General features: G+C 63.3%; 13 protein-coding genes. 10 read left to right on the top strand and 3 right to left on the bottom strand.

Features of this window, described 5'->3' with window-relative positions:
- Nucleotides 1-112: 112 nt before the first annotated feature.
- Nucleotides 113-1,030 carry a LysR substrate-binding domain-containing protein gene (locus AB4O12_RS06255; protein WP_024012668.1) on the bottom strand — a complete coding sequence of 306 codons (918 nt, stop codon included), beginning with the start codon at nucleotides 1,028-1,030 and terminating at the stop codon, nucleotides 113-115.
- Between the two features lie 194 nt (nucleotides 1,031-1,224).
- On the opposite strand from AB4O12_RS06255, the gene AB4O12_RS06250 reads away from it, so the two are divergent.
- The 9 genes from AB4O12_RS06250 (at nucleotide 1,225) to AB4O12_RS06210 (ending at nucleotide 23,244) form a co-directional block, all read left to right on the top strand.
- Nucleotides 1,225-1,974 (top strand): SDR family NAD(P)-dependent oxidoreductase, encoded by a 750-nt coding sequence (locus AB4O12_RS06250; RefSeq protein WP_460060850.1) that lies wholly within the window; start codon nucleotides 1,225-1,227, stop codon nucleotides 1,972-1,974.
- Between the two features lie 100 nt (nucleotides 1,975-2,074).
- Nucleotides 2,075-3,373: an MFS transporter gene (locus AB4O12_RS06245; RefSeq protein WP_460060848.1), complete on the top strand. Its 1,299-nt coding sequence runs from the start codon at nucleotides 2,075-2,077 to the stop codon at nucleotides 3,371-3,373.
- Between the two features lie 17 nt (nucleotides 3,374-3,390).
- Nucleotides 3,391-4,239 carry a transketolase gene (locus tag AB4O12_RS06240; protein ID WP_150635577.1) on the top strand — a complete coding sequence of 283 codons (849 nt, stop codon included), beginning with the start codon at nucleotides 3,391-3,393 and terminating at the stop codon, nucleotides 4,237-4,239.
- On the top strand, nucleotides 4,236-5,264 hold the full coding sequence (locus tag AB4O12_RS06235; RefSeq protein ID WP_460060845.1) for a transketolase family protein: 1,029 nt from the start codon (nucleotides 4,236-4,238) through the stop codon (nucleotides 5,262-5,264). The genes AB4O12_RS06240 and AB4O12_RS06235 overlap by 4 nt, the downstream gene beginning before the upstream one ends.
- A gap of 61 nt (nucleotides 5,265-5,325) precedes the next feature.
- Entirely contained in the window at nucleotides 5,326-6,285 is a 960-nt protein-coding gene (locus AB4O12_RS06230) for an alpha/beta hydrolase (protein ID WP_460060843.1), read from the top strand.
- 406 nt (nucleotides 6,286-6,691) lie between these two features.
- Nucleotides 6,692-18,412: a BapA/Bap/LapF family large adhesin gene (locus tag AB4O12_RS06225; protein ID WP_460060841.1), complete on the top strand. Its 11,721-nt coding sequence runs from the start codon at nucleotides 6,692-6,694 to the stop codon at nucleotides 18,410-18,412.
- 43 nt (nucleotides 18,413-18,455) lie between these two features.
- A complete protein-coding gene (locus AB4O12_RS06220; RefSeq protein WP_460060838.1) occupies nucleotides 18,456-19,892 on the top strand; it encodes a TolC family outer membrane protein in 1,437 nt (478 codons plus the stop codon).
- Entirely contained in the window at nucleotides 19,889-22,051 is a 2,163-nt protein-coding gene (locus AB4O12_RS06215; protein ID WP_460060836.1) for a type I secretion system permease/ATPase, read from the top strand. Before AB4O12_RS06220 ends, AB4O12_RS06215 begins: the two co-directional genes overlap by 4 nt.
- 5 nt (nucleotides 22,052-22,056) lie before the next feature.
- On the top strand, nucleotides 22,057-23,244 hold the full coding sequence (locus AB4O12_RS06210; protein ID WP_374046352.1) for an HlyD family type I secretion periplasmic adaptor subunit: 1,188 nt from the start codon (nucleotides 22,057-22,059) through the stop codon (nucleotides 23,242-23,244).
- Here AB4O12_RS06210 and AB4O12_RS06205 read toward each other — a convergent pair whose 3' ends face one another.
- Nucleotides 23,245-23,841 carry a trypsin-like peptidase domain-containing protein gene (locus tag AB4O12_RS06205; protein WP_150742630.1) on the bottom strand — a complete coding sequence of 199 codons (597 nt, stop codon included), beginning with the start codon at nucleotides 23,839-23,841 and terminating at the stop codon, nucleotides 23,245-23,247.
- Nucleotides 23,842-24,061: 220 nt separating this feature from the next.
- Complete coding sequence (locus tag AB4O12_RS06200; RefSeq protein WP_041480457.1) at nucleotides 24,062-24,814, bottom strand: SDR family NAD(P)-dependent oxidoreductase; 753 nt, start codon at nucleotides 24,812-24,814, stop codon at nucleotides 24,062-24,064.
- Nucleotides 24,815-24,934: 120 nt separating this feature from the next.
- Here AB4O12_RS06200 and AB4O12_RS06195 point away from each other — a divergent pair, with 120 nt between their 5' ends.
- Entirely contained in the window at nucleotides 24,935-25,876 is a 942-nt protein-coding gene (locus AB4O12_RS06195) for a LysR family transcriptional regulator (protein ID WP_150635584.1), read from the top strand.
- Nucleotides 25,877-25,926 lie beyond the last annotated feature (50 nt).

Raw genomic sequence — 25,926 nt, 5'->3', positions numbered from 1 at the left:
GGTTTTTCGCGGATCGGCAGCGCGCGGTAAAGTGCGTTCTTGCGTGAATGATCAAGACCGATATTGGATTGACCTTGAGCGGTTCAGAGAGTTTGAAAGAATTGATCCCGACTCAATACGCGAACTCGTGGCCCAACTCGCTCTCCATCCACGCCAGAAAACGCCTGACCCGTGGAAAGCTGGAGTGCGCCTTGGGGAATACCAAATGGTGCGCAGCCACCGCAGCACTCAGTGATTCAGGCGCGACTTCAACCAGCGTGCCCGCGGCCAGATACTTCTGCGCCAGCAATGTGCTTTCCAGCGCGAAACCCAAGCCATGACTCGCCGCTTCCAGCGACATGTACGAGCGATCGAAGCTCAATGCATAAGGCCGTTCCGGACGCGCCAGACCATGCTGAGCAAACCATTGCGGCCATTTGAGCAGGGTGGCTTCCGACAGAATCAGATCGCACTCCAGCAGATCCGCCGCCCCGCGCACCGGGCGTTGCGCGAGCAGTTTCGGTGAGGTCAGCACCGCGAACGTCTCATTCCTGACCGTGCGCACCTCATAGCTTGGCCAGTTCGGCAGACCATGGCGGATATCGACGTCGATCTTGTCGCGACTGAAGTGCAGCGATTCATAGGAGCACGACAGATTGATCTGTATGTCCGGGTGACTGGCGCGAAACGCTTCCAGGCGCGGCATCAGCCAGAGCAGGCCGAAGCTTGGCGACGAGTGCAAGCGCAGGCAATCGAGGCTGACATCGCTGGCAGCACGTTCGGTGGCAACGGCGAGACTGTGCAAAATCCCGGAAACTTCCTTGAGGTATTGCTCGCCGACCGGCGTCAGCGAGACGCCACGGGCAGCACGGACGAATAATTGCCGGCCGATCATCCCTTCCAGTTTCGCCAGTTGATGGCTGACTGCCGAGGGTGTCAGGTCCAGCACTTCCGCCGCTCTGGCGACGTTGCCGAAGCGCGCGGTTTGTTCGAAGGCCTGAATTGCTTTCAGCGGTGGCAGGATGATCGATGCCTCAGTGTCTGAGCGCATGGGGACTCCGTGGTGATTTCTTGTGATGTACGGACCGGTTTCATTCAAGCATTTGCGAAACGGCCTGACGAGTGCTGAATTTTTTTCAGCATTGAGTGACTTCCGCGTTATTGCTCACGCTCGCCCCGGAGGACAAGCTGAGTCATCGGTTACTTACACACCGACCCAATAAAAACAATTCGAGGGAATCCTCCATGCTTCTTCAAGGCAAAGTCGCAATCATTACCGGTGCCGCATCTGCCCGTGGCATTGGCCGCGCTACCGCCAGTACATTTGCGCAACACGGCGCTCGCGTGGTCATCCTCGATCTGGATGCATCCGCAGCACGTGACGCCGCCGCAGCACTGGGCGAAGGTCATCTGGGCCTGGCGGCCAACGTGGCCGACGAAGCGCAGGTTCAGCAAGCCGTCGCCGCCATCATCGAGCACTTCGGGCGCATCGATATCCTCGTCAACAACGCCGGCATCACCCAGCCACTGAAGACTCTGGATATTCGCCCATCGGACTACGACAAGGTGCTGGACGTCAGCCTGCGCGGCACTTTGCTCATGTCCCGGGCGGTGATTCCGCTGATGCGCCAACAGTCTTCCGGCAGCATCGTCTGCATGTCGTCTGTGTCTGCCCAGCGCGGCGGCGGCATCTTCGGTGGCCCGCATTACAGCGCGGCCAAGGCCGGTGTGCTGGGGCTGGGCAAGGCCATGGCGCGGGAATTGGGGCCGGACAATATCCGCGTCAACTCCATCGCCCCGGGCCTGATTCACACCGACATCACCGGCGGCCTGATGCAGGATGACCGCCGCCACGCCATCATCGAAGGCATTCCGCTCGGGCGCCTGGGTCAAGCGCAGGACGTCGCCAACGCCGCGCTGTTTCTGGCCAGCGACCTGTCCGCTTATCTGACCGGCATCACCCTCGATGTGAACGGCGGCATGCTGATTCACTGAGTAACTCTGGGCGGGCCTGCGTGGCCCGTGCGGTTCTGGATCGATGATGCAGCCGGGCCTGATGGCCTAGCGGTCAATAAAAACAAGAGATCAGACCATCATGACTACCCTGTCGCTCGAAGCGGTTTCGACCGTGCGTTCTTCTGCCTATCGCAAAACGGCCTGGCGGCTGATGCCGTTCCTGATGCTGTGCTACCTGTGCGCCTATCTGGACCGGGTCAACGTCGGTTTCGCCAAGCTGCAAATGATGAACGATCTGGCCCTCAGCGAAACGGTCTACGGACTGGGCGCGGGGGTGTTTTTCATCGGCTATTTCCTTTGCGAAGTGCCTAGCAACATCATCCTGCACAAGGTCGGCGCACGGGTGTGGATTGCGCGGATCATGATCACCTGGGGCATCGTCTCGGCGCTGTTCGCCTTCGTCGAAACCGCCTGGCAGTTCTACGCCCTGCGCTTTCTCCTGGGGATTGCCGAAGCCGGTCTGGCGCCGGGCCTGCTGCTCTATCTCACCTACTGGTTTCCGTCCTATCGGCGGGCGCGCATGACCGTGTTGTGGTTTATCGCCATTCCGCTGTCAGGCATGGTCGGTGGCCCGCTGTCCGGTTGGATCATGAACCACTTTGCCGGCGTGCACGGCTGGGCCGGCTGGCAGTGGATGTTCGTTCTCGAGGCGGTGCCCACCGTGGTCGTCGGCCTGCTGGTGCTGAGTTATCTGAAGGACGGCGTGCATCAGGCGACCTGGCTCAATGACGAGGAAAAAGCGCTGATCACTCGCGAACTGGCCGAAGACGACCAGCAAAAGGTCACCCACGCCTCGATCGGCGAGTTCATCCGCGACCGGCGCTTGTGGCTGCTGGCGGCGATCTACTTCTGTGTGGTCATGGGCCAATATGCGATCACCTTCTGGCTGCCGACACTGGTGCGTAATGCAGGGGTTTCCGACCCGCTGCACATCGGTTTCCTGACCAGCCTGCCTTACCTGTGCGCCATCGCCGCCATGCTCCTGGTCGGCCGCAGTGGCGACAAACATCGCGAGCGCCGCTGGCACCTGATCGTGCCGATGATCGCCGGTGCGATCGGCTTGAGCCTGGCAGCAATGATGGGCGGCAACCCGACCTTGTCGATCCTCAGCCTGTGCCTGGCCGCCTCCGGCATTCTCTCCGCCACCTCGTTGTTCTGGATGCTGCCCACCACGCTGCTTGGCGGGGTGTCTGCGGCCGCCGGCATCGCCGCGGTCAACAGCTTCGCCAACCTCGCCGGGTTTTGCTCGCCCTATCTGATCGGCTGGATCACCACCCTGACCGGTTCCAGCGCCATCGGCATGTACCTCATCACCGGCGTGCTGTTCCTCGGCGCCAGCCTGGTCCTGCGTATTCCTGCCGCTTTGGTCAATCGTTGAGTCAACGGAGTTTCATCATGACGACTAATCTTGCACACGCTGCATCGCTGAGCCTGACCCAGCGCGCGCACAACATTCGCCGCCATGCATTGCGCATGGGCCAGGTTCAGGGCCAGGGCTATGTGGGCCAGGCCCTCGGCGCGGCTGACCTGCTGGCGGTGTCTTACTTTCATGCGATGAATCATCGCCCCGCAGATCCCGAATGGGAGCAGCGCGATCGCTTCTATCTCTCCATCGGCCACTACGCCATTGCGCTGTACGCAGCGCTGATCGAAGCCGAGATCATTCCGCTCGACGAGCTGGAAACCTACGGTTCGGATGACAGCCGCCTGCCGATGTCGGGCATGGCCGCCTACACCCCGGGGATGGAAATCACCGGCGGCTCGCTGGGTCAGGGCCTGGGCATCGCGGTCGGTGCCTGCCTGGGCCTCAAGCGCAAAGGCTCGGCCTCGTTCGTCTACAACCTGCTGTCCGATGGCGAACTCAATGAAGGCTCGACCTGGGAAGCGGTGATGTCGGCGTCGCACTGGAAGCTCGACAACCTGATCGCCATCGTCGACGTCAACAACCAGCAGGCCGACGGTTACTCCAGCGAGATTCTTTCGTTCGAACCCATTGTCGATCGCTGGCAAGCCTTCGGCTGGTTCACCCAGCGCGTCGACGGCAATGACCTCGACGCCCTGGTCGCTGCATTCGATGCCGCCCGCAATCACCCCGGCGGGCAACCGCGCGTGATCATCTGCGACACGAAAATGGGCAAAGGCGTGCCGTTTCTGGAGAACCGGGAAAAGACCCACTTCATTCGCGTCGAAGAGCACGAATGGGACTTGGCACTGAGCAACCTTGAAGAAGGAAAAGACCAATGAGCAACACCGCCAATACTGCGACTTCGACTGCTACTGGCGCGCCGGTGAAAAAGCGCCTGACCACCTCGGCGATGATTGCCTCGATTGCCTCCGAGGGCCAGGCGACCCGTTCGGCACCGTTCGGCCATGCGCTCGCAGCGCTGGCAGACCAGCGCGCGGACATCGTCGGTCTCTCGGCTGACCTGTCCAAGTACACCGACCTGCACATTTTCGCCAAGGCGCATCCGGAGCGTTTCTATCAAATGGGCATGGCCGAACAGTTGCTGATGAGCGCTGCGGCGGGCATGGCGCGTGAGGGTTTCGTGCCGTTTGCCACCACCTACGCGGTGTTCGCTTCGCGCCGCGCTTACGACTTCATCTGCATGGCCATCGCCGAGGAAAACCTCAACGTCAAAATCGTCTGCGGTTTGCCCGGCCTCACTACCGGCTACGGGCCGAGCCACCAGGCCACCGATGATCTGGCTATTTTCCGCGCCATGCCCAATCTGATGATTGTCGACCCTTGCGATGCGCTGGAAATCGAACAGGCCGTGCCGGCCATCGCCGCTCACCAAGGCCCGGTCTACATGCGTTTGCTGCGCGGCAATGTGCCGTTGGTGTTGGACGAGTACGGTTATAAATTCGAGATCGGCAAGGCCAAGACTCTGCGCACGGGCAACGACGTGCTGATCATCTCCACCGGGCTGATGACCATGCGCTCGCTGGAAGCTGCCAAGCAGTTGCAGGCCGACGGCATTGATGTGGCCGTGCTGCACGTGCCGACCATCAAGCCGCTGGATGAACAAACCATTCTCGCCGAAGCACGCAAATCCGGGCGTCTGGTGGTCACAGCCGAGAACAGCTCGATCATCGGCGGTTTGGGTGAGGCGGTTGCCGGGTTGTTGTTGCGCAATGGCGTGACGCCCACCTTCAGACAGATCGCGTTGCCCGACGCCTTCCTCGACGCCGGTGCCCTGCCGACGCTGCATGATCGCTACGGCATTTCGACGCCGGCTGTCTGCGCGCAGATCAAAGCCTGGCTGTAACTCCACCGTGGGCGGCGCTTCGATCAGAGGCGCTCGCTCATTCGAGAACAGGAGGCAGAACGTGAAAGCACATGAACTGCTGGATCCCGACTTCAAAAGCTTTTTAACCCCCGGCGCACAAGCCTGGACGTTGGAGACGCTGCCCGCGATCAGGGAGCGTGTCCATGCGACGTTCAAATCCCGAGAACAAGCGCGCGGTGAAAGCCTATGGACCAAGGCCCACGACGGTGAGGATTTGCGCCTGTGTCTTTACCGGCCCGCCGCCGGGGCACCGGGCGGTAATTTTGCGGTGATCCTGTACATCCACGGTGGAGGCTTCGTCCTTGGTTGCCCCGAAATGGCCGATGACTATCTGGCTAACCTCGCCGAAGCACTTCAGGCGATCATCGTCGCTGTCGATTACCGTCTCGCGCCAGAGCACCCCTTCCCTATTCCCCTGGAAGATTGCTACACCGCCCTCGGCTGGGTTGTCGCCCACCGGCAAACGCTCAACATGGACGCCGACAACGTGATCGTCATGGGTCACAGTGCCGGTGCAGGTCTGGCAGCAGCGCTGGCAATTGTGGCGCGGGATCGCGGCGTATATTCCATCGCCAGCCAGGTGCTGGTGTATCCGATGCTCGATTACCGTTCGGGCAGCCCGGCCTCGCCTCACCAGAACAGCACGACCGGAGTGATTGGCTGGCCGGCGCAAGCCAACCAGTTCTGTTGGGATTGCCTGCGCGCTGACCAAGCGCTGGATGATCTGCCAATCGGCTGGTTTTCGCCGGCCCTGCAAGACGATCTGCGTGACTTGCCACCGACGTTTCTGGCCGTCGGGGCGCTGGATCTGTTCCTGGAAGAGGACGTTGCATTTGCCATGCGTCTGTCGCGCGCCGGGGCTGCCGTCGAACTGCATGTCTACCCTGGGGCGCCACATATGTTTGATCAGTGCCCCGGTAGCGTTAGCGATCAGTCTGCGCTGGATATCGTCCGATCACTTCGGCGATCGATAGCTAGCGCATTAACTGCTGAGGGATAGAAAGAACCGCTGAAACGGTAAAACAGGATTTCTTATACAAAGCCTTCCCCCCTTCTACGCTTATTGATTAATACCTTCGCAGACAGGCAGCTGCGGAGGTTGGCCTGCGCTTTGAGAAATTCAATATCGCTTAGCCATCACCCTCGGCGTTTTCGCCCGGACCTTTTCCAGCGTCCCTTTGGACAATGTCGAAAACGACACATTTTGTTGCACCCAAAAACCCCTTGGATCCAACGTCCCGACAAACGGTAACGACCTGAATAGAACAGATTTTCAAAGAGATAAACGTGGGCAAATGGCCCATCCATCCGCTCGTCAAAAATCAGGCAGCCCCATCTGACACTCCCTATCTATGGTTTTAAAACCATCCGTGGACGTCCGCCCCACCCATTTACAGGGAGTAGTAATGGACAACATCGTCATTGCCGACAAAGCCAATTCTCAGCTCACTGCCCAGAACTGGGGCAATGTTCAGCTCAATCAGCCTTCAGTTGTACAAATGCCGGTTCGGCCCGATCAATTGGCGTCGACCAGTCGCAGCGGTCAGGATTTGATCGTCAATCTGAAGTCAGGCGAGCAAATCAAAATCTCCAATTTCTTTGTCACCAGCCCTGACGGCGTGCCCAATGACATTGTCTTTCAGGGTGACGACGCGACGCTGTGGCAGGCGCGCTACAGCGCCGAGCCGTTCAATGGCTTTACCTTTGACGAAATCAATTCGCTGGACGAGCTGATCGCTGGCGTCGGTGTGGTGGATGGCGCAACGCCGGCCTGGGCGATTGCTGGGCTTGGCCTGTTGGGCGCGGGTGGTGCGGCGGCCGCTGCGGGCGGAAGTGGTGGTGGCGGCGGCGGTGGTGGCGGTGGAGACGCAACGCCTCCTGCGCCCGCGACCGGATTAACCTTGTCGGCCGATGGCCGGGTGCTGAGTGGTTTTGGCGAAGCTGGCAGTGTCGTTCAGGTACGCGATGCAGCCGGCAACCTTTTGGGTTCCGGAACCGTTGGCGCCGATGGCAGTTTCCAGGTCGACCTGGGTACGCCACAGAACAATGGCCAGCCGCTCGACGTCACGCTCACCGACCCTGCGGGCAACGTTTCGACACCGGGTACGGTCACTGCGCCGGATACCACCGCGCCGACCGCACCAGGCAATCTCAGCGTGAGCCCCGATGGCACGCAACTCGGCGGGACCGGTGAAGCCGGCTCGACCATCCAGGTGCGCGCCGCCGATGGCACGCTACTCGGTAGCGCTGTGGTGGCGGCGGATGGCACTTTCAGCGTCGCCCTCAGCCCCGCGCAAACCGGCGGTCAGCCGCTGACAGTGAATGCCACCGATGCCGCAGGCAACACCTCGACCGGCGCAACGGTCAGCGCGCCGGAGATCGTCGAACCGACGACGCCAGGCAATCTTGGTTTGAGCAGCGACGGCAGCCAACTGACCGGCACCGCCCGGGCCGGCACCACGATTGAAGTCCGTGCCGCCAACGGCGAATTGCTCGGGCGTGCGGCGGTGGCTGCTGACGGCACTTTCCTGCTGACGCTGGTTCGTGCGCAGGCCAACGGTGAAACCTTCAGTATCGTGGCAGTCAACAGCGCCGGTGCGCAATCGCCGGCCGTCACCTTCAATGCACCAGACATCACCGGCCCCACCGCTGCAACGGATCTGGCCGTGAGCAGCGATGGCCTTTCGGTGACCGGCCGTGGCGAACCCGGCAGCACAGTCAGCGTCACCAATGCCCAAGGCGCGCTGCTCGGCACGGCTCTGGTCGCCGCCGATGGCTCGTTCACTGTGCAACTCAATGCCGCGCAAATCGATGGTGAGGCGCTGAGCGTGCTGGTCACCGACGCCGCCGGCAACCCTTCGCCAGCAGCGACCGTTATCGCCATTGATCTCGATGGCCTGACTCAACCCAGCGACATCGCGGTAAGCGTCGATGGCACGCAGTTGAGCGGACGCGGCCAGCCCGGTTCGACCGTAACGGTGCGCGACGCCAACGGCAATGTGCTCGGCACGGCCGTGGTGGCGGCGGACGGCACGTTCAGCCTGCAACTGAGCAGTCCGCAGAACAATGGCGAAACACTGCAGATCAGTGCCAGCGACGCCGCTGGCAACACTTCCGCACCACTGAACTTCGTGACGCCTGACACCCAAGGGCCGACGGCCGTCTCCGATCTTGCGCTCGACACTCAGGGGCAGACGCTCACCGGTAAGGGTGAGTTGGGTGCGTCGGTCACTGTGCGCGATCCGGCCGGCAACATCATCGGCACGGGCACGGTGGATGCCGATGGCAATTTTACCGTTCCACTTTCCACACCACAGACCGATGCGCAACAACTGCAAGTGATCCAGACCGACGCGGAAGGCAATCCTTCGGCGCCGGTCAACGTCACCGCACCCGATCTGACCACGCCGGTCGCCGTGACCGATGTGAGCATTTCCGCCAATGGCGCCGTAGTCTCCGGCGCGGGTCAGATCGGCGCCACCGTTACTGTCACTGACACCAACGGGACCGTGCTGGGAACAGCTTTGGTCGGCAGCAACGGCCGGTTCGAAGTCACCCTGTCCTCGCCACAAACCAATGGCCAGAACCTCAGCGTGGTGCAGAGCGATGGCTCGCCTTCAGGCTCGCCGGCAGTTCCAGTTGAAGCGCCGGATATCCAGGCCCCCACTGCCCCTTCCAATCTGACGCTGAATGCAGGTGGCACTGAACTGAGTGGCACCGGCGAACCCGGTGCCACGGTGTCGGTCAAGGATTCGGCCGGCAATGTGCTGGGCACCGCAATCGTCGACGGCAGCGGCGCCTTTACAGTGCCGCTGAACAGCCCGCAGATCGATGGCCAACAACTGCAAGTGAGCCAATCGGATGGCGTGAACGTCTCCCCCAACACGCCGCTGACCGCAGCGGACACCACCGCGCCGCTGGCGCCGGACAATCTCGTGCTCGCCAGTAACGGCGTGACCTTGACCGGCACCGGGCAAGCGGGCAGCACCGTAACCGTCAGCGCGCCCGACGGCACGGTGCTCGGCACTACGGTGGTCGCCAGCGACGGCAGTTTCAGCGTCAATCTGAGCCCGGCTCAGCTCGACGGTCAGGTGCTGAGCGTGATCCAGACCGATGCGAGCGCCCTGCCCTCGCCCGCCACACCGGTCACCGCACCGGACATCACCGCCCCACCTGCACCGAGCGGTCTGCTCATCGATCCGGCGGGTGCCACGGTCACCGGCACCACGCAGCCCAATAACACGGTGCAGGTGCTGGATGCCGACGGCAACGTCATCGGCACCGCAACCGCTGACGGCACGGGCGCCTTCACGGTCAACCTCGATACGGCGCAGACCAATGGCGAAGCCTTGCAAGTCGTGGTGTCGGACGGCACCAACAGTTCGCTTCCCGGCAATGTCACCGCGCCTGACAGCACGCCACCGGCGCCGGTCAGCGATCTCGCGCTCAACCCCGCCGGCACGCAAGTGTCGGGACTTGCCGAACCGGGCACGACGGTCACCGTCAGCATTGCTGGCGGCGGTCTCGTGCTGGGTACCGCAACGGCGGGTGAGGACGGCCGCTTCGTCGTGACCCTCAGTCCACCGGCCGAGCCTGGCGGCAATCTGGAAGTCATCAGCACTGACGGCGGCGGCAATGATTCGCCCGTTGTGCCGCTGGCAGGACTGGACGGTACCCAGGTCGCGACCCCGACCGATCTGGCTTTGAGTGCCGATGGTTTCACCCTGACCGGCGCCGGTACGCCCGGTTGCACCGTGACGGTGACCAGCAGCAGCGGCACGGTGCTCGGCTCCGGGCTGATCAACAGCTTCGGCCGCTTCACCCTGTTGCTCAGTAGCAAACAGATCAATGCGCAAGTCCTCCAGGTGACGGCCACCAGTCCCGACGGTGACGTGTCGATTCCGGGCACGGTGACGGCGATCGATGGCACGGCGCCGGACGCTGTGACCAATCTGGCGCTGAATGCCAACGGCACGACACTCACTGGACGCGGAGAGGCCGGGGCGACGGTCACTGTCACCGACGCCACAGGTACCGTGCTCGGTACTGCACTGGTCGCCAGCAACGGCACGTTCAGCCTGACGCTGACGCCGGCACAACTTAATGGCCAGGCGCTTACCGCGATCCAGAGCGACGCCGCCGGCAATCTGTCGCAACCCGCCGGCATTATCGCTACCGATCTGCAACCGCCAGCTGCGGCGACTGGCGTGAGCATCAATGACGTCGGCACCGTGGTCAAAGGCCAGGGCGAAGCCGGCAGCACCGTGACCGTGCGCGATGCCGCCGGCAATGTTCTGGCCACCGGCGTGGTCGATCAGAGCGGCAATTTCCAGGTCACCTTGCCCAATGCGCAGAACACCGGCGAAACCCTGCAGGTCACTCTGACCGACGCCAACGGCAACGCCTCGATTTCCACTGGCGTGGTCACCGTCGACGGCACCCCGCCGGCCGCCGTGCAGAATCCGCTGATCAGCGCCGATGGCAGCACCCTCAGCGGCACGGGTGAAGCTGGCGCAACCGTCAATGTCACCACCGCCAACGGCATCGTGCTAGGCAGCGCCGTAGTTGGCGCGGACGGCTCGTTCAGCGTGACCCTGGCGCCAGCGCAGAGCAATGGTGAGGCGCTCGCGATCAGCCAGACCGACCCTGCCGGCAACGTCTCGCCATCAACCAGTGTCAACGCACCCGACATCAGCCCACCAGCTGCACTGACCCAAGTCGCGGTGAATGCTGACGGCGTCACCGTCACTGGTCATGGCGAACCGGGCGCAACGGTGTCCGTGCGCAGCGCCGACGGCACCTTGCTCGGCACCGCGCAGGTCGGCAGTGGCGGCGCGTTCACTGTCACCCTCAACGCAGCACAACTGAATGCCGAAGTGCTGACCGTCACTCAGGAAGATCCGCCGGGCAACGTTTCGACGGCGGTTGAAATCATCGCCGCGGATTTGACCGCGCCGGCGATTCCGAGCGCATTGACTCTCAATGCTGCCGGCGTGCAACTGGCCGGTAACGCCGAGGCCGGCAGTACGGTGACCGTACGCGACAGCCAGGGCAATCTTCTCGGTACCACCACGGCGGCCGCAAACGGCACTTTCCAGATTACTCTCAACAGCCCGCAAACCAACGGCCAGTCGCTGAACGTGACGGCCACCGATGCGGCAGGCAATCCGTCGGCCCCGGCAATCCTCAATGCGGTCGATAGCACGGTGCCGTTGTTGGCGAGCGATCTGGCGGTGAGCGCCAATGGTGCCACCCTGACCGGCATCGGCGAGGTCGGCGCCAGCGTGGAAGTTCGCGATGCCGGAGGTGTTTTGCTGGGTACTGCGACCGTTGCCAGCAATGGCAATTTCAGCGTCACGTTGTCCCCGGCTGCGGTGGCTGGATCGAATCTTTCCGTGGTGCAGATCGATGCTGCCGGCAACACCGGACCGGCAGCGCCGGTGACTGCACCGGGCAATCTGGCGGAAAGCGCACCGACCAATCTGGCCCTCAGCGCTGACGGCCTGACCCTGACCGGCTCGGCCACCGCCGGCAGCACCGTGAGCATTCGCAATGCCTCGGGCGTGTTGCTCGGCAGCGCGCTGGTGGCGGCCAATGGCACTTTCAGCGTCACCCTCAACGCCGCGCAACTCAACGGCGAACAGCTGTCTGCCGTGGCGACGTCGAGCACCGGTATCAATTCATCCCCGACCGACTACACCGCTGCCGATATCGCCGCGCCAACGCCGCTCAGCGAACTGAGCCTGGCACCGAACGGCACGGCCCTGACCGGGCGCGGTGAAGCCGGCGCCACGGTGACCGTGCTCGGCACGGGTGGAGTGGTTCTCGGCAGCGCCGTGGTGGCGGCCAATGGCACCTTCAGCGTCACTCTCAGCCCGGCACAGACCTCTGGTCAGACTTTGAGCCTGAGCCAGGCCGACACCGCCGGCAACGAATCGAACAGCGTCAACCTGATCGCCCCGGACCTGCTCGCGCCCAATGCGCCGGCGGCGCTGGTGGCAAGCACTGACGGCACGCTGCTGTCGGGTACCGGTGAGGCCGGCACCACGGTCAACGTGTACAACACCGCCGGAGCGCTGGTCGGGACCGGCACCGTGAGCATCGACGGCACGTTTGCGATCACCCTGACCACGCCGCAAGCCAACGGCCAGGCGCTGACCGTGTCGCTGACGGATGCAGCGGGCAACACCTCGGCAGCCACGCCGTTCACTTCGGTCGACAGCACACCGCCAGCGGCCGTTTCGCAACTGAGCATCGGCGGCGACGGCGCAAGCTTGACCGGGCGCGGCGAACCGGGCGCGCAGGTGCGCGTCATCGACAGTGACGGCAACGTGCTTGGCACCGCCGTGGTCAGCGCGACCGGTACCTTCACGCTGCCACTGAACCCGGCGTTGACCAATGCCGAAGTGATCACCGTGGTCCAGGCCGACGCAGCGGGCAACGACTCGCCGGCAGTGAACCTGACCACGCCGGACTTCACCCCACCTGATCCACTGGACAACGTCGATATCAACTCGTCCGGCGCGCTGGTCATCGGTACTGGCGAACCCGGCGCGACCGTGACCGTGCGCGATGCCAACGGCACTTTGCTCGGCACCAGCGTGGTACTCGGCGACGGCACGTTCAGCGTCACCCTCAATCCGCCGCAGATCAACGAACAGATCCTCAGCGTGCAGCAGGCTGATCCACCCGGTAACGTCAGCGCCCCGGTCACGGTCACCGCCCCGGATCTGACCCCGCCAGCGACGCCGGCCGATCTGCAACTGAATGCCGATGGCGGCCTGCTCACCGGTACCGGCGAAGTCGGCGCCACTGTCCGTGTGACGTCGGCCGATGGCACCGAACTGGGCACAGGCACGGTGGGCAGCGATGGTCGTTTCCAGATCACCGTGACCCCGGTGCAGACCAATGGCCAAGCGCTGTTTGTGGTATTGGCGGATGCGGCCGGCAATGCCTCGCCTGCCGGCACCCTGACCGCGCCGGACAGCACGCCTCCTGCCGCGCTGACCGATGTCGATATCGACGCCAGCGGCAGCCTGATCACCGGCTCCGGTGCGGCTGGCTCGCAGGTGGTCGTCACCAATGCGCTGGGCACCATCGTCGGCACTGGCACGGTGCAGGCCGACGGCAGTTTCAGCGTGACGCTCGACCAGCCGTTGCTCAATGGTGAAGCCTTGTCGGTGATCCAGCGCGATGCGGCGGGCAACCCTTCGCCGATCGTGCCCGTCACTGCGCCGGACATCACCCTGCCCGCTGCGCCCACCGGCCTCGTTCTCGCGCCCGACGGCGTGACATTGACCGGTACCGGTGAAGCCGGCGCCACGGTGCGCGTGCTCAGTGCGACTGGCACGGTACTGGGCTCGGCAACCGTGACCGGCAATGGCTCGTTCAGCGTGACCCTCAACCCGCCGCAGGTGAATGGCGAGCTGTTGAGCGTCAATCAGACTGATCCGGCTTCAAACATTTCACCCACAGCACCTCTGCAAGCGGGCGACAGCACTGATCCGCTGGAAGTGGCCGACCTCAACGTCAGCCAGGACGGCTTGACCGTCACCGGTACCGGCGAGCCCGGCGCAACCGTCACCGTGCTTGACGGCGCGGTGGTGCTCGGCACGGCGACGGTGGCGGCAGATGGCAGTTTCAGCGTCACGTTGTCGGCTGCGCAACTCGATGGCCGCGCACTGTCGGTCGTGCAGGCCGATGCACAAAACAACCAGTCCGAGCCCGTTCTGGTCGACGCGCCGGACAGCACTGCACCGATCGCACCAACGGTGACATCGCTGACCGGCGCCGGCACCTTGCTCGCCGGGACCGCCGAAGCTGGCAGCACCGTGACTGTGCTGTCCGCCACCGGCACCGTGCTCGGCACGGCGGTGGCATTGGGCGACGGCACCTACACCGTTACGCTGAATCCGGCTCAGGCCAATGGTCAGTTGTTGTCAGTGATCGCGACGGACGAAGCGCAAAACGCATCGCCAGTGCTGCTCTACCCGGCGGATGACACTACCGCTCCAGATGCCGTCACTGGTCTGACCATCAGCGGCGATCTGAGCCAACTCGCCGGTCGTGGCGAAGCCGGCGCCAGTGTCGAAGTGACCGATGCGCTGGGCAATATCGTCGGCACCGGCACAGTGGCCGCCAACGGCACGTTCCTGATCGATCTGGATTCGGGCATCACTGCCGGCCAGGTGCTGACGGTGAATCAGATCGACGTGGCGACTAACATTTCGGCAGATGCCAGCCTGATCGTTCCGGCCGTTCCGGCCCCGGATGCTCCAGCCAATCTGGCGCTCACGGCCGATGGTCTGACGCTGACCGGCACTGCGGCCATTGGCACGATCATCAATGTCTACGCGCCGGACAACAGTCTGATCGGCACCGGCGTCACCGGCGCGGATGGCACGTTCAGCGTCGTGCTGACGCCCGCGCAAACCAACGGCCAAAGCCTCGAAGTCACCGCCAACACTGCGTTGGGTGGCGCCTCGCTGCCGACTGAAATCACCGCAGGTGACACCTCGGCGCCGGCGCCACTCAGCGATCTGGCGGTCAACGCCAACGGCACTTTGGTTACCGGTCGCGGCGAAGTCGGCGCGTCAGTGACCATCACCGGCGCTGGCGGCGTGGTGCTGGGCAATGCGACGGTTGGCGCCAATGGCACTTTCAGCGCACAGCTCAATACGCCGCAGGTCAACGGTCAGGTGCTCAATGCGACACAGACCGATGCGGCCAACAACACCTCATCCGGTCTTAACGTAACTGCGCCCGATATCACTCTCCCGGCCGCTCCGACAGCACTGGTCCTCAGCGGTGCCGGACTGGTGCTCGGCGGGCTCGGTGAAGCCGGCGCCACCGTCACTGTTCGCGGTGCGGGTGGCGCGGTGCTGGGCACGGCGACGGTGGCGGGCAATGGCTCGTTCTCGGTGACCTTGTCCTCCGCGCAACTCAACGGCCAGCAACTCAGCGTCACGCAGAGTGATGCGGCGGGCAACGTTTCGCCGGTTACCAACCTCAGCGTCGCCGATACCACAGCGCCGGCGCCGCTGAGCAATGTCAGCCTGAACGGCACCGGCCTGGCGGTCAGCGGCACGGGTGAAGCCGGCGCGACCGTCAGCGTGACCAATGCGGCTGGTACCGTCCTCGGCACCGCCGTGGTCAATGCTGGCGGCACCTTCACCGTGCAACTGTCCAGCGCGCAACTGAATGGCCAACAGCTCAACGTCCAACAGGCCGACCCGACGGGCAATCTGTCGCCGGTTTTCAACCTGACGGCCCCTGACGTACAGGCGCCGATCGCGGCCAGCGGTCTGACGCTCGCTGCCAACGGTCTGACTTTGAGCGGTACGGGCGAAGCCGGTGCGACGGTCAACGTCTACGGCCCCGGCGGCGCGCTGATTGGCACTACCACCGTGGGCAGTGGCGGCACGTTCAGCTTCAACCTGAACACCGCACAACTCGACGGGCAGCTGTTGACCGTGCGTCTGGTCGACCCGGCCGGCAATCTGTCGCCCAACGCCAGCCTGACAGCGCCGGACATTACCGCGCCCGGCGCGCCGACCGGCGTCAGCGTCAATGGCAGCGGCACCGCGCTCACTGGCGTCGGTGTGCCCGGTTCGACCATCAGCGTACGCGGCGTCGGCGGTGTGGTGCTCGGCACCGCGACCGTTGCCGCCAACGGCAGCTTTTCGGTAGTACTGGCATCGGCGCAGATCAACAGCCAGGTACTCAGCGTCACCCAGGCCGATCCGAGTGGCAACGTATCGGCAGCGGCGACCGCGACGGCGCCAGACCTGACACCGCCCGCTGCGGCAACGGCGCTGCTGGTCGGTGCCGATGGCCTGACCGTCACCGGTACCGGTGAAGCCGGTGCAACCGTCACCATCAAGTCGGCCAGCGGCGCCGTTCTGGGCACCGCCACGGTCAACAACCTCGGCGTGTTTACCGTCACCCTGAGCAGCGCGCAGATCAACGGCGAAAACCTCACCGTCAATCTCAGCGACGCACGCGGCAACGTTTCGGTGGCCGCCAACGTCATTGCGCCGGACGTCGACGTCAACGCGCCAGTGGTCGCCAGCGATAACCTCGCCGTCGGCACCGTCACCCTGGCACCGGTCACCGCGTCGCAGACCTTCAACGACTCGTTCACCACGCTGCTGGCCGGATTCTCGAAAACCTTCACCTTCACCGTCGCCGGCGGCACGCGTCTTGATCCGACCCTGACGCTGACCACCAGCAGTCTGATTTCGCTGATCGATGGCGTGGTCTACACCCTGCAAGTGAAAGATGCCAGTGGCAACTGGGTCACTCTGGATGTCAACGGCAGCGGCGGCCTGCTTGACCTGATCGCGCTCGCCGGCCAGGGCGTACGGGTCGACATCGGTAATTTGCTGTCAGGCGATTATCGACTGACGGTTTCGAGCACCGGTATCGGCGTGCTGACCACGGTCAATACCCAGCTGCAACTGGATGTCAGCAGCCTGACCCAGTTCAACGGCATTGCCGGGCCAGCGGTGACCGGCAACGTCATCACCAACGTCGGCGTCGATGGCACGGCCGATCAGACCGGCCCGGACAACGGCGCGCAATTGCAGATCTTCAAGAACGGCGCCTGGGTCAGCGCTGGGGCCGGCACCACGGTGCAAGGGTTGTACGGCACGCTGACCATCGACGCTAACGGCAACTACAGCTACAAACCGAACGGCAGTGTTGGCAGCGTCGGCAAAGTCGACGTGTTCAACTACCAACTAGTGCACCCGAACGGCTTGAGCGACACCGCCAATCTGTACGTGCGCATCGACAGCCCGCAAGCCAGCGCAGTGTGGAACGACGCGAACCTTGGCAGCCCGGCGCTGGTGGTGGATGCCACGCCAGACGTCGCCTCGACTGACGTCAGCCTGATCAACCGCGAAGTCACCACCAACTCTGCCCTTGGCACGTTCAATGTCCTGCTGGGCGGCGGCAGCGGTAACTACAACACCGTGGTCGCGGCCGATACCGTCAGTGACCTGACCGTGGTGGTCAATTCGAGCAACCTGTTGGCGCTGCTCGGTTCGATGACGGTGGGCCTGTACAAACTCAATACCGCCACCAACCAGTACGTGCTGGTCAAGAGCTACGGCGGCAACGCCCTGGTCAATCTCGGCGGCGGCAACTACGGGATCAAGTTCGACGACCAGACCGCCGGCAGTTATCAGGTGCGGGTGGCAGTGGGCGGCCTCGGCCTGCTGACCAGCGTCAACACCAGCCTGATCAACGTCGCGACCTACAACAATCAGTTCGTGGTCGGCAGCTACACACCGGTATCGGGCAACCTGCTCACCGACACCGCGGGCGGCGGTGCCGATGTACTGGGCTCGGTCTATACCTTGCTCAGCGTGCTGGTCGCTGGCAGTTACGTCGCGCCGGGGTACAACGGCGTCTCGCTGGTCGGCAACTACGGCACCCTGGTGGTCCAGGCCAACGGCAACTACACCTACACGCTCAAGGCCGGCCTGACCGATGCGGTGATCGGCCAGGAAGACACCTTCACCTACCAACTCACCCACCCCAACGGCACCGTGGATACCGCGACGCTGACCATCGACCTGAACAATGCCGGCGCATTCGCCAGCACCGCGTTCTCGGCACTGGCCAGCGATGACCTCGGTCTGGCCCATGTCGCTGGCAGCGAACTGATCCAGGGCACCGAAGGCAACGACACCCTCGACGGCTCGCACGGTGGCGCCGTCACGCTGCAAGGTGGCGGTGGCGACGACACGCTGATCATCGCCGATCAGCAGTTCACCTCGGTGGACGGCGGCAGCGGCACCGACACCCTGCTCTGGGCCGGTGGCGATGTGTCGATCAACCTCGGCGATCTGCAGAGCAAGATCCACAACGTCGAAATCCTCGACCTCAACCATTCCAGTGCGGTTGCGCTGACATTGAATCTCAGCGATCTGCTGGCGATTACCTCTTCGGACAACAACACCCTGCTGATCAAGGGTGACGACAGGGACAGCGTGCACATGACCGATGGCTGGGTCGCCGATGGCACGCAACAGGCCGACGGCATCGACTATGTTCAATACACGGCACAGGAGGATCCGAGCCACCACTTGTGGGTGCAGAACGGCATTCAAGTGGTTTGAAACAAGACATCAAACGTTGGTCTCTCAACAGTAAGGGAAGTCTGTGGAGTCAGTTTTTCGCCAGAAATGGCCGGTGGTCCTGTTGACCATCGGCCTCTACCCCGCTTTCACCGTCGGCGTTCGCGCCGACGACAACCTCGACAGTAGCTTGCGCAGCATCAGCCCGTCGCAACTGCAACAACCGGCAGGCAATGACAATCGTCAGCGCCCTGCCCCTGCTTCAAAAACGGCCGCCAACGCGGATACTTTGGGGCTGGAACAAGCGGTCAGGCTCGCCGTGGACTGGCACCCACGCATCGGCGAGGCCATCGGCACCCTGTTCCAGCAAGGCGAAGGGGTCAACGTCGCCGAATCCGGTTATTACCCGCAGGTCACCGGAGGCATCAAGGGTGGTTACACCAGCGGTTACGGCAGCGATGCCGGCAGCCAGTCGGTGAACATTTCCCTCAAGCAGATGCTGTATGACTTCGGCAAGGTTTCCAGTTCGGTCGACGCCGCCCGCGCCCGGGTGGCGCGCAGTCAGGCGGGGATTCTGCTGGCAATCGACGACATCGCCCGCGACACCGCCAGGGCCTACATCGAAGTGCAGCGTTATCAGCGTCTGCTCGAGGTTGCCCGCGAACAGATTCAGGGCATCGGCGGCATCGTCGACCTGGCCAAACAGCGCAGCGACATGGGCGCCAGCACCCGCTCCGATATGGTCCAGGCGCAATCCCGCGCAGAAGGCGCGACGGCGACGTTGCAGGAATTCAAGGCGCAATACGCACGCTGGCAAGCGACCCTGACCAGTCTGCTCGGACGACGCACGCCGCCAGCAGTCAGCGACGCCGCCGCGCCTACGCTAACCCAGGCCTGCGACGCCTCGCAGATCTCCGACACCCTGCCCGCCGTCCTCCAGGCCGCCGCGCAACGCACTCAGGCCCAGGCCGAGCTGGCCCAGGCCAGAGCCGAGGCCAACCCGACCCTGTCGCTGCAACCCTCGGTCAACCAATATCTGGATGACCACTACGACGATCAGAACTCGCGCGCCGATCGCACTCAGGTCGGGATCTTTCTCAATCTCGAAGTGCCGATCTACCAGGGCGGTGCGATCAGTGCGCGCAGCCGCGCCGCCGGGCATGCACTGACCGCAGCGGACTCGGCCGAAGACTTCGCCCGTCTGCAAGCGCGCCAGGGTCTGGCCGAAGCCCAGGCGCAAACCTCGGGCCTGAACCGGCGGCTGCGCTCGCTGGAATTTCGCCAGACCAGCATCACCGAGGCGCGCATGTTGTATGGCCGCCAGTACCTGGAACTGGGCACGCGGCCGCTGCTCGACCTGCTCAACGCCGAGCAGGAAATCCACCAGTCGCGCTTCGATCTGGTCAACACCCGTGCTGATCTGCAACGTCTGCAGATCGACTGCTTCTACAACAGCGGTGCGATTCGCCGGGTCTTCGGCATCGACCACAGCGCCATCCAGAATGTCGAGATCCTGCCATGACCGATGTCAGCATCACTGTTCCCGAACCCGCCGCTGCCGAAGCTCGCGAAGATTATTCGCCGTGGCTGGAAGCGGTGCTCAAGGTCGCCCGCCACTATCGCCTCGACGTCTCGCCGGAAAGCGTGCGCCTGGCTTCGGTGCACAGCGAAGGCCGCGTCGAAGAAGTGGTTCGGCACATGGCGCGGCAGGCCGGTTTAAGCGTGAAGTTCGCGGTTTTCGACAACAAGAGCCTGAGCCGCTGGCGCACGCCGCTGGTGGTGCAACTGCGCGATGGTCAGGTCGGCGTGCTCGAAAGCATCGGCGAGACCGGCGAGCTGGGCATCTGCTTCAGTGGCGACCAGGGTTTGCAGAGTCGCATGGACGCCACCGCGCTCGCCGAGCAGGCCCTGCGCACGGTGATTCTGCGCCCGACGCAACCGGTGGCCGACGTGCGCACCAACGATTACATCAAGCCCTACGACGAGCACTGGTTCCGGCGCATCGTCCTCACCGATCTGCGGCCCTACAGCCAGGTGATGATCGCCTCGCTGGTCGCCAACCTGCTGGGCATGGCCGGGGTGCTGTTTTCCATGCAGGTGTACGACCGGGTGATTCCGGCCGAGTCGCTGCCGACCCTGTACGTGTTGTTCGGCGGGGTGATGCTGGCGCTGCTGTTCGATTTCGTCATGCGCATTTTGCGTCTGCGCATCACCGATGTGCTGGGCAAGCGCGCCGATTTGCGCGTCTCCGATCTGGTCTTCGGCCACGCCCTGCGCCTGCGCAATTCCGCGCGGCCGAAATCCACCGGTTCGTTCATTTCGCAGTTGCGCGAGCTGGAGCAGATCCGCGACCTGATCACCTCCAGCACTGCCACGGCACTGGCGGACATGCCGTTTTTCCTGCTGTTCCTGCTGGTGTTCTATTTGATCGGCGGGCCGCTGGTGCTGATTCCACTGGTGGCGCTGGTGTTCATGTTGCTCCCCGGGATCATCGCGCAACCGCGTTTGGCGCGATTGGCCAATGCGTCGATGCGTGAAGCGGCGCTGCGCAACGCCATGCTGGTGGAAAGCATTCAGGGCCTCGACGACATCAAGGCGCTGCAGGCCGAGCAGCGTTTCCAGCAACAGTGGAATCAGTACAACGCCGCCTCGGCGGACAGCAGCCTGCGCCTGCGCACCTTGACCAACAGCCTGGTGGCGTGGACGCAGAACGTACAAGGCGGAGTATTCGCAGTGGTCATCGTATTCGGCGCGCCAATGGTGATTGCCGGCGACCTGACCACCGGCAGTCTGGTCGCCGCGTCGATTCTGTCGTCGCGGATGATGGGGCCGATGGCGCAACTAACCCACGTGCTCACGCGATGGCAGCAGGCCAAGGTCGCGCTCGAAGGCTTGAACCGGATCATGCAGATGCCGGTGGATCATCCCGAAGGCAGTCAGCGCGTGCACTTGCCGGCGATTCGCGGCGACTACCGCCTGCGTCAGGCCAGTTTTCGCTACAGCGAGGAATCGACCCCGGCGCTCAACAACATCGACCTGAGCATTCGCCCCGGCGAGCGCATCGCCCTGCTCGGCCGCAACGGCGCCGGCAAGTCGACGTTGCTGCAAGCGCTGGGCGGCGCGATGGATCTGAGCAGCGGTGAAACCATCCTGGACGGCATCGCCCTGGCGCATCTGGATCCGGCCGATCTGCGCCGCGACGTCGGCCTGCTGTCGCAACAGGCGCGACTGTTTCATGGCACCTTGCGCGACAACATCACCCTCGGCGCCGGTCAGGCCAGCGATCAGGAAATCATCGCCGCGTTGACTGTCACCGGTGCGCTGGACTTCGTTCGGCAGCTGCCCAAAGGCATGGATCATCTGGTGCTTGAAGGTGGCTTGGGCCTGTCGGGCGGTCAGCGTCAAAGCCTGTTGCTGTCGCGCTTATTGATCCGCCAGCCACAAGTGCTGCTGCTCGACGAACCGACCGCCGCGCTCGATGACGTCACCGAGCGGCTGCTGCTGGAAAAACTCGCGACCTGGACCCGGGGCCGAACGCTGGTGGTTGCCACGCATCGGGTCAGTGTGTTGCAACTGGTCGAGCGGATCATCGTCCTCGACAACGGCCGCATCGTCATTGACGACCATCGCGACGCGGCACTCGCGCGGCTGCGCGCACCGGGCAAAGGAGTGGCGGTATGAAGCCGATGATGACCGACGTGCCGGATCCGATGTCCTACCTCGATGGCCGCGATGAGCGCGCACTTGCCGGTGGCGCAAAGGTGATCTGGAGTTGCGCGCTGATGCTCGCCTGCTTCATTGCCTGGGCGGCTTGGTTCGAGATCGTCGAAGTCTCGACCGGCACCGGCAAAGTGGTGCCCAGCTCGCGCGAGCAAGTCATTCAGTCGATGGAGGGCGGCATTCTCGAGCAGCTCAATGTCAGCGAAGGCGCTTTGGTCGAGCGCGGGCAGATCCTCGCGCAACTGGACCCGGTGAAGAACCAGTCCAACGTCGGCGAAAGCGCGGCCAAGTACCGCGCGGCGCTGGCCAGCGTCAACCGCTTGCAGGCCGAAGTCAGCGAAAAGCCGCTGACCTTCGACGCATCGCTGCAGGAATTTCCCGATCTGATCCGCGCCGAAACCGAGCTCTACCAGACCCGGCGCAAAGGTCTGGCGGAAACCCTCGACGGCATTCAGAGCTCGCTGAAACTGGTACGTAGCGAACTGGCGATCACCGAGAATCTGGCGAAGATCGGCGCCTCGAGTCGGGTCGAAGTGCTGCGCCTGACCCGTCAGCGCTCGGAGCTGGAATTGAAGGCCACCGAAGCCCGCTCCGATTACATGGTCCGCGCCCGCGAAGACCTGGCCAAAGCCAACGCCGAGGCGCAAATGCTCGAAGCGGTGATCCGTGGGCGCACCGATTCACTGTCGCGCCTGACCCTGCGCTCGCCGGTGCGCGGCATCGTCAAGGACATCGAGGTCAGCACGATTGGCGGCGTCATTGCGCCCAACGGCCAGGTCATGCAGATCGTGCCGCTCGACGAACAACTGCTGATCGAGACGCGCATCTCGCCGCGCGACATCGCCTTCATTCACCCAGGCCAGGCGGCGAAAGTGAAAATCACCGCCTATGACTATTCGATCTACGGCAGCCTCGACGGCGAAGTGGTGACGATCTCGCCGGACACCATCCAGGACGAAGCCAAGCCGGAGATCTTCTACTACCGCGTGTTCATCCGTACCGCGTCGGATGAACTGCGCAACAAGGCCGGCAAACGCTTCGCCATCGTGCCTGGGATGATCGCCACGGTGGACATCCGTACCGGCGAAAAAACCGTGCTCGACTACCTGATCAAACCACTCAACCGCGCCCGCGAAGCGTTGCGCGAACGCTGATCAGCGGCTGGCCAGTTTGGTCGCTGGTGGCGCTGTGGGGGTGATGCTGGCCTGATAGCGCGACCACTCGCGATTGATCTCCGCGTACGGCAAAAAGATGCTTACGCGCGGTTGATCGAGCAAGTCCTTGCGCTTGAGGCGGCTGACATCATCGCGGGTGAGAAACGCCACGTTGATGCCAACCACTTTGCCATCGGCGGAAAACACCGGCCCGCCAGACATGCCCTTGGCCAGCGCGCCATTGTGGGTGCCGTAAAGCACGTTGCCCTCTTTGACGTCGAGGCGAACCATCGCCGGCAACGCCTGGCCGGTACCCTTGACCGACATGTACAGCGAATTGAAGCCCACCGAAGTCAGCTCCTCGCCCGGCTTGTAGCCGCGCCACGCCGGCACGCTATTGGCCTTGTGACGGAAGAACTGCACATCTGCCTGCCCTTGGAAAACCGTGCCCGACAAGTAAGGAATGTGCTTCACCGTCACGGCGAAGTCTTCATTCCATTGCACAGCCGAACCCATCAGCACGTAAGGCAAAGGCGCGCCGGAGTGGACGACAAAGGCTTGGTCTAAAACAGGATCCTGAACATAAGCGACTGGCATTCCATTGCACCCGCTGAGCAGCAACGACGCTGCAACAAGTGACTTGAGGGGGCGCATTTTCGGTACATCTTGAGGTGAGGAAAGGTGCTGCAATATGTCATTGCGCCATCACTTTTAGCAATAGGCTCAGCCTACCGCTTGTCGGCGTGCGATATAGTGAGTTAATGATTGGATCCAAGTAGCGAGGTTGGGACGATGGCCACCATCGTCCCATTCAGACTCAGATCTGCGCTTGACCACCGTCGACAAACAGTTCGATACCGTTCACAAAGCTCGAGTCGTCCGAGGCGAGGAACACAGCGGCAGCGGCGATTTCTCCCGGCTCGCCGACACGCCCCATCGGTATCTGCGACGCCATGTAATCGAGCAAACCCTGTTGCTGTTCGGCATCCGGACCGGCCAGCCCCACCAGCCCCGGGGTTTTGGTTGCGCCGGGACTGAGTGTGTTGATGCGCACGTTGCGACCCTTCAAGTCGAGAATCCAGCTGCGCACAAAGGCCCTGACAGCCGCCTTCGACGCGGAATACACACTGAACGCCGGCGTGCCGGAACTGCCCGCTGTGGAACCTGTGAGAATCACCGAAGCGCCTTTGGCCAGCAGCGGCAGGGCTTTCTGCACGGTGAAAAGCACGCCTTTGACGTTGCGATCAAAGGTATCGTCGTAGTGCGCCTCAGTGATCTCGCCCAATGGAAGCATCGACCCACCGCCGGCGTTGGCGACAAGCACATCGAGGTAGCCTTTCTCGGCACCGATTTGCTGGTACAGCGCATCGAGCTGTTCGAGGTTCGTCGAGTCAACCTGAACGCCTTTGGCGTTGCCGACCAGGGCAACGGCGGCATCGAGCTCAGCCTGACGACGGCCGGTAATGTAAACGTAAGCGCCTTCTTCGGCGAAGCGCTTGGCCGTGGCAAGGCCAATACCAGTGGTGCCGCCGGTAACCAGTGCGATTTTGCCTTGAAGTTTGCCAGTCATAAGTCTTCTCCAGAACGTGAATACAGCCAGTCAGCGTTGGGTTGCGCGTTGGGCAAAGCTTATCGACGCTGTAGACCTTTCAAAATAGACTTGTCTGAAACTCATCGTTGCAGAATTGAAATGAGCAAACTGCCTGATTTTGAAGGTCTGGCGATGTTCGCCAAAGTCGCGGAGGAAGGTTCGTTCGCTTCTGCCGCACGGGTCATGGGTGTTTCGGTACCGACGGTGTCGCGCGCGATAGCGCGGCTCGAAGAGCGCCTCGGCGGTCGCCTGTTCAACCGCACCTCGCGGCAATTGGCACTGACTGAGTTCGGTTCGAGCATGGCGGCCAAAGCCGGGGACATTTACCGGCAGGCCGAGGAAGTCGAGAGTGAAGCCCAGGACCTCTCGGTGCAGCCGCGCGGACAAGTGCGCCTCGCCGTGCCCATGTCTTTCGGTTTGCGCTGGATCGCGCCGTTGTTGCCCGAACTGCTGCGCCGATTCCCCGAGCTGTTTGTCGACCTGCATTTGCACGACGCCTCGGTCGACCTGATCGCCGAGGGTTTCGACGCCGCGTTGCGTATCGCCGCCCTGCCCGATTCATCGCTGGTCGCGCGTCGACTGTGCGCCGTGAGCCAGTTGCTGGTGGCGTCTCCCGGCTACCTGGAAACTCATGGACGCCCCGCGCACCCGCGTGATCTGGCGACGCGTTCGTGCCTGAGTTACGCCTACCGTGCGCGTACACAAGTCTGGCGCTTCACCCACGAGAGCGGCGTCGAGGAAGATGTCGTGCCGAAAGGCCCGTTGCGCGTGACCAATTCCGATGCGCTGCTGCCGGTGTTGCTCGAAGGGCTGGCGATCGCCGAACTACCGGAATTCATCGCCAGCGAATACCTGGCCGATGGGCGGCTGGAAGTGTTGCTGCCGGAGTGGCACATGACGCGCGGCGGTCTGTATTTCGTGACGCCGTCTGCACGCAGTCGGCCAGCGAAAATCCGCGCGCTGTCCGACTTCTTTGCCGAGCATCTGTCAGAGCCGGTGTGGCGCTGTGATCCGGCCCACGCTTCGTACTTGCTCAAATGAACGTTCGTCGGTGCGCCTGAGGACCGCACGGGCAATCCGGAAAGTGCGTG

The organism is Pseudomonas sp. S2_A05 (assembly GCF_054668485.1).
Note: the sequence above shows the minus strand (reverse complement) of the source record. Positions and strands in the feature narration are given on the sequence as shown.